The 12,529-nt window shown below is 44.7% G+C and carries 15 protein-coding genes; 6 read left to right on the top strand and 9 right to left on the bottom strand.

Annotation, left to right across the window (positions count from 1 at the left end):
• The first annotated feature begins 455 nt into the window (after positions 1-455).
• Complete coding sequence (locus tag QUB16_RS15170) at positions 456-1,160, top strand: hypothetical protein (RefSeq protein WP_333317238.1); 705 nt, start codon at positions 456-458, stop codon at positions 1,158-1,160.
• Positions 1,161-1,613: 453 nt separating this feature from the next.
• Here QUB16_RS15170 and QUB16_RS15175 read toward each other — a convergent pair whose 3' ends face one another.
• The 4 genes from QUB16_RS15175 to QUB16_RS15190 all read right to left on the bottom strand — a co-directional run bounded on the left by QUB16_RS15175 (position 1,614) and on the right by QUB16_RS15190 (position 4,448).
• On the bottom strand, positions 1,614-2,060 hold the full coding sequence (locus QUB16_RS15175; protein WP_333317348.1) for an NADAR family protein: 447 nt from the start codon (positions 2,058-2,060) through the stop codon (positions 1,614-1,616).
• Between the two features lie 48 nt (positions 2,061-2,108).
• Positions 2,109-2,303: a hypothetical protein gene (locus tag QUB16_RS15180; RefSeq protein WP_333317240.1), complete on the bottom strand. Its 195-nt coding sequence runs from the start codon at positions 2,301-2,303 to the stop codon at positions 2,109-2,111.
• 209 nt (positions 2,304-2,512) lie between these two features.
• A complete protein-coding gene (locus QUB16_RS15185) occupies positions 2,513-3,610 on the bottom strand; it encodes an N-6 DNA methylase (RefSeq protein WP_333317243.1) in 1,098 nt (365 codons plus the stop codon).
• A 1-nt stretch (position 3,611) separates the two neighbouring features.
• The gene (locus QUB16_RS15190) at positions 3,612-4,448 is read right to left on the bottom strand and encodes a hypothetical protein (protein WP_333317246.1); all 837 of its coding nucleotides are present in this window, start codon (positions 4,446-4,448) and stop codon (positions 3,612-3,614) included.
• A 219-nt stretch (positions 4,449-4,667) separates the two neighbouring features.
• Here QUB16_RS15190 and QUB16_RS15195 point away from each other — a divergent pair, with 219 nt between their 5' ends.
• The gene (locus tag QUB16_RS15195; protein ID WP_333317248.1) at positions 4,668-5,018 is read left to right on the top strand and encodes a hypothetical protein; all 351 of its coding nucleotides are present in this window, start codon (positions 4,668-4,670) and stop codon (positions 5,016-5,018) included.
• 20 nt (positions 5,019-5,038) lie between these two features.
• On the opposite strand, the gene QUB16_RS15200 is transcribed toward QUB16_RS15195, so the two are convergent.
• Complete coding sequence (locus QUB16_RS15200) at positions 5,039-5,734, bottom strand: hypothetical protein (RefSeq protein ID WP_333317249.1); 696 nt, start codon at positions 5,732-5,734, stop codon at positions 5,039-5,041.
• 261 nt (positions 5,735-5,995) lie between these two features.
• Here QUB16_RS15200 and QUB16_RS15205 point away from each other — a divergent pair, with 261 nt between their 5' ends.
• Positions 5,996-6,223 carry a type II toxin-antitoxin system HicB family antitoxin gene (locus QUB16_RS15205; RefSeq protein ID WP_293192939.1) on the top strand — a complete coding sequence of 76 codons (228 nt, stop codon included), beginning with the start codon at positions 5,996-5,998 and terminating at the stop codon, positions 6,221-6,223.
• Positions 6,213-6,443: a type II toxin-antitoxin system HicA family toxin gene (locus QUB16_RS15210; RefSeq protein ID WP_333317251.1), complete on the top strand. Its 231-nt coding sequence runs from the start codon at positions 6,213-6,215 to the stop codon at positions 6,441-6,443. The genes QUB16_RS15205 and QUB16_RS15210 overlap by 11 nt, the downstream gene beginning before the upstream one ends.
• 81 nt (positions 6,444-6,524) lie before the next feature.
• Here QUB16_RS15210 and QUB16_RS15215 read toward each other — a convergent pair whose 3' ends face one another.
• From QUB16_RS15215 to QUB16_RS15225, 3 genes are all read right to left on the bottom strand, one after another.
• Positions 6,525-7,934: an NAD(P)(+) transhydrogenase (Re/Si-specific) subunit beta gene (locus QUB16_RS15215; RefSeq protein WP_333317253.1), complete on the bottom strand. Its 1,410-nt coding sequence runs from the start codon at positions 7,932-7,934 to the stop codon at positions 6,525-6,527.
• Positions 7,931-8,224, bottom strand: a complete 294-nt coding sequence (locus QUB16_RS15220; protein WP_006633295.1) for an NAD(P) transhydrogenase subunit alpha — start codon at positions 8,222-8,224, stop codon at positions 7,931-7,933. The genes QUB16_RS15215 and QUB16_RS15220 overlap by 4 nt, the downstream gene beginning before the upstream one ends.
• A gap of 258 nt (positions 8,225-8,482) precedes the next feature.
• Entirely contained in the window at positions 8,483-9,631 is a 1,149-nt protein-coding gene (locus tag QUB16_RS15225; RefSeq protein ID WP_333317255.1) for a Re/Si-specific NAD(P)(+) transhydrogenase subunit alpha, read from the bottom strand.
• A 583-nt stretch (positions 9,632-10,214) separates the two neighbouring features.
• On the opposite strand from QUB16_RS15225, the gene QUB16_RS15230 reads away from it, so the two are divergent.
• Positions 10,215-10,727, top strand: coding sequence for a DUF2808 domain-containing protein (locus tag QUB16_RS15230; RefSeq protein WP_333317257.1), 513 nt, complete (start codon positions 10,215-10,217; stop codon positions 10,725-10,727).
• A 32-nt stretch (positions 10,728-10,759) separates the two neighbouring features.
• Here QUB16_RS15230 and QUB16_RS15235 read toward each other — a convergent pair whose 3' ends face one another.
• On the bottom strand, positions 10,760-10,891 hold the full coding sequence (locus QUB16_RS15235) for a hypothetical protein (protein ID WP_333317258.1): 132 nt from the start codon (positions 10,889-10,891) through the stop codon (positions 10,760-10,762).
• 256 nt (positions 10,892-11,147) lie between these two features.
• Here QUB16_RS15235 and QUB16_RS15240 point away from each other — a divergent pair, with 256 nt between their 5' ends.
• The gene (locus QUB16_RS15240; RefSeq protein WP_333317260.1) at positions 11,148-12,416 is read left to right on the top strand and encodes an MFS transporter; all 1,269 of its coding nucleotides are present in this window, start codon (positions 11,148-11,150) and stop codon (positions 12,414-12,416) included.
• Positions 12,417-12,529: the final 113 nt, after the last annotated feature.

Raw genomic sequence — 12,529 nt, forward strand, 5'->3', positions numbered from 1 at the left:
CGGTACGGTATGGTGTCGCTAGTGATTTACTTTAAAGTCGATATTGAGTTTCGGCCTGCAGCACAATCGTAAATATCACTACCCTACTGCTGTCTAGAATTTATCTAGAGAATATTCCTTTTAAGTAACCTAGCTGAACGGTTGAAACGGCGTAAACACGTTAGCTGTCTAGAATTACTCTAGAATCTAGAGTGAGAACGGCTGAAACTATTGATTTTTGGTTAACAACTCCAAAAGATAAGAATTGGAGACTTGCTTAAACTCAACTCAAACTTCAAGGCTGCGTTAGTCCAAAGCTTAACGCAGCCTTCTGCCTCTTCGGTTGCTGAGGAAAACAGCAAGCAGAGCCTCCAAATCTGCGTCCCCAGGAAGAGCCGGGAAACAAGAAAAAATCTGAAAAATATTCCTTAAGACTTGTTACAATACACAAAACTTCATACTTTCCCCAACACTGGATGACCTTTTTCAACGCCTCCGAACCCCTAATCCGCTGCAAACAGGAACATCTCGACGTACAAGACATCGAAGGCCTGTTGCAACTCCGCTGGCAAATTGGAAATATTACTCTTTTCTCAGGATTTTATACCCGCATCGACCAAACTTTTCTGCTTTGGGGTTTGGTGACTGGGGCGATTTTTTTTACGGCTCAGTTTGTCCCCATCAGTTGGAGCTTTCAGGCGATTCTGTGGTCAACTTTGACTCTAATTGGCACTGCGGTAATGGCTGTTTTGACTTTGTTTTGGGTAAGAGTCGAGCGAGTTAGCTGGATTCTTTACTCTTGGGCGATTTTGATGATAACTGGTTTGGTTCTGACCGATTGCAGTATTTTTGCCGGTTGGGCAGGTTTGTTGCTGCACCTTTGCGATTTGTGGTTGGGGTTGAGCGCGATCGGCTATTTGTTGACGGGATTAGGTTTGCGATCGCGCACTTTTCTCCTGATTGGACTAACTCATTTATTTAGCATACCTCTACTAACATTGGTTGCTCCTTGGCAGTATCTAACCACAGGCATAATTATGGCCGGTTGTTTGTTGTTATTGTCCGAATTGCAGTGGGATATGCGATCGCCGATCGACAATAGTTTGCTAAGCGCAGAACAGAAAGAATTTAACAAAATTCAACAGCAACTGCGACAGAGTGGCGCGATTGTATCCAAATAAATCACAAATGTAAAGAATTCTGTAGCACTGCTGACACTTTCCACAAATCGTACACAATAGAAAGATACAGCATAAATAAAAAACAAACTTTAACCAGAACAGGTGTTTTGCTGTTTTACCTGTGAATCGCCAACCTTAGGGGAACGGTGTCCGGGAGGCGACGGGCTAACAATGCTGTACTTGCGACCATAAAAGTTAATTCCGGTTGAGAGTAGTTGTTAAAACAAAAAAAGTGGTGCAGGGTTTTTACCGTTTCCCCTGCTTCGCAGTCTCTGAGGAGAGGCTAAACCCTCTACTAGAACAGCCCGACGAGATTGACACAAGTTTTGACAGTTGCTCAGACCGATTTTTAAGTTCAGTGTTTAAGAAAATTGAGGAAATGCTCGCTGACGAGCATTGCAGGACTTAGGATTAAATAAGTCCTGCTTTAGTTTAGAAAATTTAAGTTCTGTTTTACTCTGACGTGCGTTTTCGCAATATTTCCCTTACTTCCATTAAAATCTGTCCCAACATATTTTTGCCGCTGCCATCTTTACCGCAACCCCAATAGTAATCAACAGGGGAATTTTCGACTATTTCCTCATCCGCAGTAGCGAGTAAAATTTCTCTAATTTCGGCATGAGTTTCAAATTTTCGGAGTACGGCTTTTCTCATGATATCATCTTTTACTTTTTCCCAATCTTTGCGGAGGGGACGAGAGCGATCGCGCCCCATTTTTGCGGCATCTTTCGGCGTTTTTGCTTGGCGAATTTGGTCACAATGAGCCGTTTTGGGAAACTTTTGTGCTTGAAAATAATGTTCGGTAGTTGGCCAATATTCTCCGTCTAAATCGAATCCATGACTGGAAAAATTAGAAAAACACCCGTATTCGCTGCCAGTGGTGTAGAAGTAGATAGTCATAATGTCCTCGATTTCAATCGGCATAAAAATCTTGGGCGATCGTCAGTTTTATCTCTCTGGATTATCCAATATCTTCAACCGCAAATCAATAGTTTCAAGATGGGAACCGATGTAAGACAGCAGGGCGTAGATGAATACGATCGCCCCTACCATTTCCAAAATTTCCTCAACAGAAGCCATCAAACCGTATATCAAGTTTCGCTGACCTACCGCATCTGCATAATAGCCAGTAACCATTTCCATGCCAAGTGATCCACCGACATATATACTGCCTGCCAGTAAACAATACTCCGGACAGTTTTTGGAACGATACTACAAGCTTACGCGGGGCAAGGATCATAAAAAAGTCGAATAAAATGTAAGTCAGGGGTAAAGCTGACATTGATTTAATTATCCACAGTGGCTCAAAGTCTTAGAGCCTAAGCCATTTAGCCCTATAAAAACTGTCCGGACTATTGATTAATATCTAATAAATTTAAGCTTTCATATTTAGATGCGCTATCGCCCCATAACTCCGCATGATGAACTTTAGCAGGTGTATGCTTTCCAGGAGCCTTGATAAAAATCCCAATACTGACAGCTTGTTGAATATCAAAAACGTTTTGATCGGGTGAACCATCGGGAGAAACTTCTTTCTTCTTAGAATTACCGTGTAAATCTAAAATGTAGATATCAGTAAAGGTTTGCATCAAGTTCTGGCGCATTCCTCGAAACGTTGGATTATCCAGATAGCCGTGATTAGTGACAAACGCTAAAACTCCGTAGCCTGTTTCACTCACTCGCCATTGTCCAAAGCGGATGAATTTTACATAATCATCCTGTAACCATTTGGAATTGCGTTCTCCTAACGGTAGACCATCCACATAGTAATAATCCTGTACCAAACTCTCAATCCACTTACTTTTATTTGCTGAATGTCCTGAATAGGGCGGATTGCCCAACACCACCATCACAGGTGTATCTCGTTTTACCATCGAAGCTTCGTTTGCTTCCTGTGCCACAAACTGACCAAACAAAATCTCTGACTTTTTCATTGCCTCATCCAGCGTATTGGTGAGGTAAATGCCTAATCGTTGTTTGTCCTTAAATTTGTAACCAAGTTCTTGAAGTTCTAGCCCTAGCTTGAGATGAGCAATGGCATAGGGAGCCATCAATAACTCAAATCCAAACAACCGATTCAGCAAATTGTCTCGCACATAGCTATCCCACTGATTCGCCATGCCAATTTCTTCTAGATTGCGGTAAATTTGCTTTACCACTTCATACAAAAACGTACCCGTACCCGTTGCAGGGTCGAGAATTTGCACTTTCGGCTTTTGTGTTACTGGATCTTTGGCGTTATCAGCTAATCCTAATGGCAGATCCAAGCGGTCTTTGAGAATGGCATCAACCGATCGCACAATAAACGACACCACAGGTTCCGGTGTGTAATAAACCCCTCGACTCTTTCGCAGGGCTGCATTGTACGCCGCCAAAAACGTTTCATAAAAATGCACCACCGGGTCTTCTTGACGAGTGCGCTGCCCAAAGTTTTCAAGAATGCTGCCCATATCAACCTGAGACAGCAATTGCACCCCATCGTCGATCGCCCAATCGATCTGACTGACTGCATCCGTTTCGACGGACGATCGTATTAAACAATCGCTTCAAAAAAGGGTTTGTTGCCGGAATATACGTGCCCGCCGTGCGCCGAGTAAACGGTTCACCCCCTGGATTTTGAGCATGACCAACTCTTGCCACAAATAACCCATAAGAAATCGTCTGAGCATACATATCAGCAAAATCAGCATCATTCAAATCGGGCAACAACACCTCACTAAAGCCCTGTTTTAGTTGATGTAATTCACCGTCTTTCCTTTCTCCCTCCAGCGCAGTTGTTGTTGCTAACCGGATTGCCTTCGTCAACCTCGCCATCTGTCGCGCCCGGTCTTCAGGACTGCTGATAATCTCGCCTGTATAATTGATAAACTGATCTAGCAGAGCCGCAATCTTTTCTGTAGCCCTTACTTGCAGCTTATTCTCATTACGGTCTGCTAAAATTTCCTTCTGCCTGCGCTTCCCATTCACATACCAACGAAACTCTAAATAATTGGTCAATACTAGATTCGGAAACGCTTCTATATACCGCTGCAATTGCTCCGATTTTTCTATCTGATCCAGGTCTAGCCCAACGTCTTTGGCTGCTACATAACCCACCAATAGTTCCCGCCGCCTCACGGTAAAGTCTGGAATTCCTGCCTTATTGCCTTTTTCTTCAACTATGGCCTCAATGTCATTGTCTGAGTCATCCAGCAAATCTTTCATCGCTGGATAATGGCTGCGCTCGCTACCTTTTTGCAGGTTATTTTGAATCGACTTGAGGTAAGCATCAAAAGATATAGACGGCATTGAATCAGTTTCCTGGTTTAGTTTGGAAATGTTTCCTGAATTCGTTTAATGCTATTATAGTAGATAGAATAGTCCTGGAGATAGGGGCCCAGAAACCGGGTTTTTTAGGAAAATACTTCGTGGCTACCGACAGATTAGATAAAAACCCGGTTTCTTTGTCGGAGTCAGTAAGCCCTATATGGATTTATTCTCTTTTTCGCTGACCGAAAGGTAAAAATCATGAAATGTCGCTGTTATTTCTTAATTTTTATCCTTATTGGATTATCCTTAACAAGCTGCGAACAGGCGAAGTCATTTCAAGAAATAGATCGAAAATTTAAAAATAGTAATGCGATTGAACAACACAATTTTAACTTGCAAGCGGGCGATCGAACGGTCGATCGAACTAACAACATCCCAGCAAGTCCGAAGAGTGGGAAGTTCGATAGAACTACCAACTCACCGGAAGAAAGTGCGATCGTGTTAGGAATCTTCGGGTTTTGTTTGATGTGTTATTTATTAGTTTGGAAGTTTCGCGGGAGGGAAGAAGCTAACAAGATGCTGAGAAAAATCCGAAGAAGAGTGAAGTGAGGATAGATACTTGCTAAACCTCATTTTTTCTTGGTGCGGTTGCGTTTTCTCGATTCAGCCGCCGTATTTTTTGCTTTTTTTTGTTTTTCTTTACTTGCTTTAGATCCATTGACAGCACTATCACTTATCGGTTGGCTGGAAAATCCCGATGTCTCGGAGTTTTTAGCTGCAAGTAGAGGAGCAATGCTAGCATTATATATCTCCTGAAATTGTGTTAGACCTTCCCCCGTACTTATATCAAACCCTGCTTGATGACCCAGCGTTACAAAAGATTTGGCAAATCCAAATTTAGAGGAATCTTCCATAATCTCCTTAAATTCCGGCTCGATATCGCGCAGGTATTTGATAATTGAAGTGGCATTTCGCAGTTTAAATTCTCGCTTCAAAAATTGCCAGAACGCCAATAATTCCGGGATAGCATTTTCACCTTCTTCCGACGAAAGCAAACTCACTTTCCTGGGAAACAACTCTTCGACTACAGTTGCCGCATCTTCCACTTTCATGCGAGGCAGCGTAAAACCTTCATAGCCGAAACCGTAATAAATGAACTGCGCGATCCAAAATCCCACGTCTGGATAAGTTTTACAGTATTCTTCTCCTTCGGGAGAATTGACAAATAGCTCGATTAGCGTTTCCTGATAATCTTCCAGGAGTGGTTCTGCTTCGTCATAATCTAGGTCATTGAGTTGGCGGATATTAAAAGGTTGATCGGACATAGTTGAAAATTTTTTAATTTAATTGACGTTAGCTCTAAGGTTAGTACAAGTTTTGCAGTTCTATTAATTCTTTAGGATTTCATTATATTTAAAAAATCTCCGATCGCAGGTATATGTGACTAGCACCGATCGCCCGTGACTATTTAAACCAAGCTAGCATTGTATAGGGCGATCGCCCTTCTCCACCGAACAGCGAAAGATGTGATATAATCTCAAGTAAAACTATAATTGTTTGAGCTTGGCAGTCCGCCACTTCAAATTATGAAGTCAACACAACAGTTTACAGCAATTATTGAACGAGAAGGCGACGGCTATATATCCCTTTGCCCAGAACTTGATATTGCCAGCCAAGGTGACAATATAGAAGAAGCGCGACAAAATCTGATCGAAGCGCTGGAACTATTTTTTGAAACAGCAGATCCTTCTGAAGTCAAGAATCGACTGCATAGTGAATTTTTTGTGACTCGTGTAGAGGTGAGTGTTGGGTAAACTGCGGGTTCTATCAGCGGCTCAAGTTTGTCAGATTTTAGAACAATATGACTTTGTTCAAGTGCGACAGCGTGGCAGTCATATTATCATGCCGCAACGACTACCCAATACAACTGTAACGGTTCCTGTACTAAATTATTCAGAAATCAAAATTGGCACTTTGCAGTCTATTATTCGGCAGTCAGGATTACCTCGATATCTTTTTGAAGTGAACGAGTAGCCTAGATTAGCATCTATACAACCCCAAAACAAAAACCCGGTTTCTCCAAGAAACCGGGTTTTTATTGAGTCCTAAAAAATCTTACAACTGCTTCACCTCAGAAACCAATTTGGCAACCACATCCTTAGCGCTACCAAACAACATCATCGTCTTATCCTTGTAGAACAACTCATTATCTACACCGGAAAAACCAGCACTCATCCCGCGCTTAATCACGATCGTATGCTTAGCCTTATCAACCTCCAAAATCGGCATCCCATAAATCGGGCTCGCCGTATCGTGACGCGCCGCCGGATTCACCACATCATTCGCACCAATCACCAACGCCACATCCGTTTCTTCAAACTGCGGATTGATGTCGTCCATATCGTACAACTGCGGATAAGGCACGTTTGCTTCGGCTAAGAGCACATTCATGTGCCCCGGCATCCGCCCAGCCACCGGGTGAATCGCGTATTTCACGTCAACACCCATTTTTTCCAAACCGTCGGCTAACTCGCGCACGGCGTGCTGTGCTTGCGCTACAGCCATTCCGTAACCGGGAATAATTACAACCGATCGCGCATAACCCAACATCATCGCACTTTCTTCGAGATTGATGCTGCGAACAGTTTTGTCAGTAGCACCAGCAGCCCCAACAGCAGCCGCAGCACTACCGCCACCGCTACCAAAGGCGCTAAACAGCACACTAGAAAGCGATCGATTCATCGCCTTGCACATGATTTGCGTCAAAATAATCCCCGACGCGCCCACCAACGCACCAGCGATAATCAGCATATTGTTCATCAAAATGAACCCAGCCACACTCGCCGCAATCCCCGAATAAGAATTAAGCAGCGACACCACCACCGGCATATCGCCACCGCCAATCGGTAGCACAAACATGATTCCCAGAATATTAGAAATCGCCACCAAAGCCAGGAATACCGGCACATCCTCCGGCTTCGTCAGCATATAACCGCTGCCGGCTAAAAGTGCGATCGCCAGCATGGCATTAAACGGCTGTTGCAGCGGAAACGTCATTGGCGCACCCGGTAGCAATTCTTGCAGCTTCGCAAAGGCCACAAGGCTACCAGTGAAAGTAATTCCGCCAATCAACACACCCAAAAGGATCGTGATTGTCGCGTCTGGAGTTGGCGATTCCGGGATGCTGAGATAGCGCCAGAATTCGCCCACAGCAACGAGTGCAGAAGCCGCGCCCCCAAAACCGTTAAGCAAACCCACCATCTGCGGCATATCCGTCATCGCCACCGTATTCGCCATAATTGTTCCCAAAATGGAACCGACGATAATTCCGACAGCAATCAATTCGTAGCTGATGACTTGCTTTTCCAGCAACGTACCGACGATCGCAATTAACATCCCGATCGCAGCTAACACATTCCCTTGACGGGCGGTTGCAGGGGAACCCAACTGTTTCAAACCGATAATAAACAAAGATGCGGCAACTAAATAACCTAGTTGAATGCCACTGGGCAGAAAATCGCTCACGCTTTAACCTCTTTTTTCTTGAACATTTGCAGCATTCGATCGGTTACTAAAAAACCGCCGACAACGTTAATTGTGGCCAGGGCGATCGCGATCGTCCCCAAAATCGAAGTAACAGTCACATTGCCTTGACCAGAAATCAGAATTGCACCTAAAACGGCAATTCCCGAAATCGCATTCGATCCCGACATCAAAGGTGTGTGCAGCGTCGGCGGGACTTTATTGATTACTTCAAATCCCACAAACGACGCTAGAGTAAACACCACTAAACCTGCAATCAATCCTTCTGCCATAACAATTGGTAATTGGTAATTGGAAATAACTCGTTCCCGGTTGCGTCCGCCAGGGAATGAATTCCCTGGCTAATAGCCCAAGTCCTCTTAAGAGGACTAATAGACCTCTCCAATAATTCTTGTGGAACAGGCCGGAAAGCCTGTTCAAAAAAGCCTTTTTTGGAGATATTTAATCAGTTCTTCAGTCCTCTTCAGAGGACTTTAGCTTTGAGGCAGGGGTTTCAACCCTTGCCGGACTGTGCCTCATAACGACAGAATCTAACTGACGGCTGATGCCTGAGCAGTCAAAGCATCCCGCACCCGCTGGTTGCTAATCTCACCGTCGCGGGCAACGCAAGCACCAGCAATGATATCGTCTTCAAAATTCAAATTGAGTTCCTTATCTTTCACCATCAACTGAACTAAAGCCGAGATATTCTTCGAGTAAGTTTCGCTAGCGTGGACAGGCATCGACGAGGGCACATTAATCGGGCCGATGACATTAACGCCGTTCCATTCAACATCTTTCCCCGCTTCCGTGCATTCGCAATTGCCGCCTTGTTCGCCCGCGAGGTCAACAATTACCGATCCGGGCTTCATTTGAGAAACCATTTCTCTAGTAACTAAAATAGGTGCTTTTCTGCCGGGAACTTGAGCGGTTGTAATCACTGCATCGGAAGCGCTGACGTGTTGGGTGAGCACTTGGCGGGTGTATTCTTTAGCCGCTTCTGATAGCTCTTTAGCATAGCCTCCGGCGGCGACGGTTTCTTCCTTGAGTTCGACATCAAGGAATTTAGCGCCCAAACTTTGCACTTGTTCTTTTGTTTCCGGGCGGATGTCGAAGGCTTCGACTACCGCACCCAAACGACGCGCCGTGGCGATCGCCTGTAAGCCAGCAACGCCCACACCCATTACCAATACTTTCGCGGGGCGAATTGTACCTGCGGCCGTTGTCAGCATCGGGAAATATTTCGGCAAAGCTGCGGCTGCGATCAGTACCGCTTTGTAACCGGCGACGTTAGCCTGAGATGACAGCGCATCCATACTTTGAGCGCGGCTGGTACGCGGGATCATTTCCATGCTGAATGCCGTTACTTGGCGATCGGCTAAACGCTGCACTAAAGCTGGATCTCCCAGAGGATTCAAAAATCCGATGAAAACGCCTCCTTCCCGGAGTTGATGAACTTCTGATTCTTGCAGGGCCCCGATTTTGACGACGACATCGGCTTCGCCCCACAGCCTAGCGGTATCGGCGACAACCTGAGCTCCCGCTTCTTCGTAAGCAAGATCCGAAAAAAAGGATTGTGCGCCGGCACCGGCCTCAACCCAAACTTCGACGCCCTGTTTAACTAATCGGGCTACAGCGTCGGGTACTAAAGCCACCCGGCGTTCCCCTGCTGCTATTTCTTTTGCGATCGCTAATTTCATGAACTCTCCTTATTTAAGCCTTCCTAGGACGGTTGAAACCGCGCCTGCACAGACAAAACCTGCCTCCGCAGGTTTCTTGAAGTGCGATTTTTAATCGCCCGATGCCTTGCTTTACATTGAAGCAGCCGTTCCCCTAAACTTCTCTCGTTGATACTAAAGCCGATCGCCCAAATTCCACCCGTATCTTTAACTTATCTTATACATTCAAATTCGCTAAATTGTTAAGTTAGCCACAGATTATGATATAATTTTATGTCGCCTAATTCTGTAGTTAGAATGTCAGTTATCAGTATTACGCAAAAAATACGCAAAAAATAATTGACGATCGAGCAATTTGTTCGGAGGTTCCCAGATTCAGCGTTTCGGAGACTTAGGATGGAGGCACAGAAAAGCGTCGGGTTCTAACCAGCCCCCAGATTCATTCTCAAAGCAGACGGGAGTAAATCTAAAATCTAAAATCTAAAATCTAAAATCGGCTCGCCCTCATCAAATTGCTGAGACATTCGATATATTGTAGGCACGATCGCAAATTTCGGGCGATCGATATTAAAGGTTCACCAAGAGTTTAATTAGAGGAGTTGTTATGCGACGATTATTTTCAGCACTAGCGGTTACAGGTTGCTTGGTGGCTGGATTACCCGCCATCAGTTTAGCCCAGTCCATGCCAGGATTCACGATTTTCGGCGGCCCCGAACGCGCCAACCAATTAAACTATCGCTTGGATTACGGTACAGCCGGGATGAGTGGCGATAGATATCGGCTGCGAATTCCTTCCAACAAAGTAAGTTTGGCGATCGCCCAACTCAACATATCCTATCCAGACTACTACAAAGGCGAATTTGACCAAAAAGACATTAAAGTGCGCGTCAAAAACAAAACAATAGAATTGCAAGAAGTAATCTGGGACAAAGAAAATCGTTTCATAGAAATTTATCCCAAAGAACCAATTGCCGCCGGCAACAATGTTGAGGTTGTACTCTCCAACGTCAGAAACCCATCTCCCGGCGGAATGTACCATTTCAACGTCCGCATCCGCACCCCCGGTGACGTTCCCTTGCTGCGTTACCTCGGTACTTGGCTGTTGAGCATTAATTGAGGGAAGGGTTCGGGGAAGGAATTTCTCGTTAGTCAAGCGATCGCGACAGAAAAATTTAAATGTGGCGATCGTTTTCCTACGGGCAAAAATTTAACTCTACTCAAATCTTGGTTTTCCTCACATCTTGCACCATTCTCAAGAACAGGCTTTCCGGCCTGTTCCACACAGAGTGAATTTTCTTGTGGAACAGGCCGAAAAGCCTGTTCATAAAAAGCTTATTGAGAATGGTGCAACATCTCAGTTTTCGGGAGTTGTGAAAATAGAACCTTCGGCTCATATCCCAATTCTCAATGATTCGTAATAATGAGTCTAGGGGCAGTCCCCCGATGGTTGCCCTTCGCTAATTAGGGGTAGGCTTAGGGGCGCTACCCTAAAAAATGTTTACCAATCAAATAGGATTGCTCTAGCCGTACTTGCAGCATGAATCTACTAGCAAAAATCAAAACAATAAAACTTCCTCCAGCGCTGCGATCGAGAAATTATCGCCTGTTTTTTGCAGGACAAGGCCTCTCACTGATTGGCAGTTGGATGACGCAAGTCGCTACTGTTTGGCTTGTCTACAATTTGAGCGATTCACCTTGGATGCTCGGCGTGGTGGGATTTACAAGTCAAATCCCCACATTAATTTTACTGCCTTTTGCAGGAGTTTTAATCGATCGCTGGAACCGCCACCGAGTCCTAATTGCCACTCAAATATTAGCAATGGTTCAATCCTTAGCGCTAGCATTTTTAGCGCTCACAGGAGTCGTTAACATTTGGCAGATCCTGGTACTGAGTTTCTTTCAAGGCGCAATTAATGCGTTTGACGCGCCGGCACGGCAAGCTTTTGTGCCGGAACTTGTAGAAAAGAAAGAAGATTTAGCAAATGCGATCGCCCTTAACGCTTCCATGTTCAACGGAGCCCGATTAATCGGCCCAGCAATTGCAGGTTTGCTAATAGCTACAGTCGGGGCAAGTTATTGCTTTCTCATTGACGGACTCAGCTACATCGCTGTAATTGCAGGCTTATTAGCGATGCAGATCAAACCCCGAAAAATTGCCGCAACTAATACCAAACCCTTACAAAGATTAAAAGAAGGATTCGTTTATGCCTTCGGTTTTCCGCCGATTCGAGCAATTTTACTGCTATTAGCATTAGTCAGTTTTGCCGGAATGTCGCACACAGTATTAGTCCCGATTTTTGCCACCAAAATACTGCAAGGCGACGCACAAACCCTCGGCTTTTTGATGGCATCTTCGGGAGTCGGAGCCTTTGCGGGGGCGATTTATTTGATTTCTCGCAAAAGTATAGTTGGCCTCGGCAAATTGATTGCGATGTCACCGGCCATTATGGGATTCGGACTGATAGGTTTTGGTTTGTCCCGCGTCTTATGGCTGTCATTAATCATGATGTTGTTTGTGGGGTTTGGTTTCATTATCCAATTTGCAGGAGGAAACACATTTTTGCAAACAATTGTGGAAGACGACAAACGCGGAAGAGTGATGAGCATATACACAATGGCATTTTTTGGAGTAACACCGTTTGGTAATTTAGTGGCCGGCGGATTAGCCAATTATATCGGCGCTCCCAATACAGTCATCATTGGAGGTATAATTTGTGTTTTAGGCTCCATAGTTTTTACCAAACAGTTGCCCGCTTTAAAACATTTAGTCAAACCAATTTATCAAAAAATGGGTTTAATTTCCTAAACAATTTGTAAACGGCTCTTTTTCTTTGTTCCCCTCTCTTTCTCTGCGCCCTCTGCGCCCTCTGCGGTTAAAACATCCAAATTAATTACGCAACCCGTCGCAGAAATTGTTTT

Source organism: Microcoleus sp. D3_18a_C4, from assembly GCF_036702415.1.
GTDB lineage: Bacteria > Cyanobacteriota > Cyanobacteriia > Cyanobacteriales > Microcoleaceae > Microcoleus.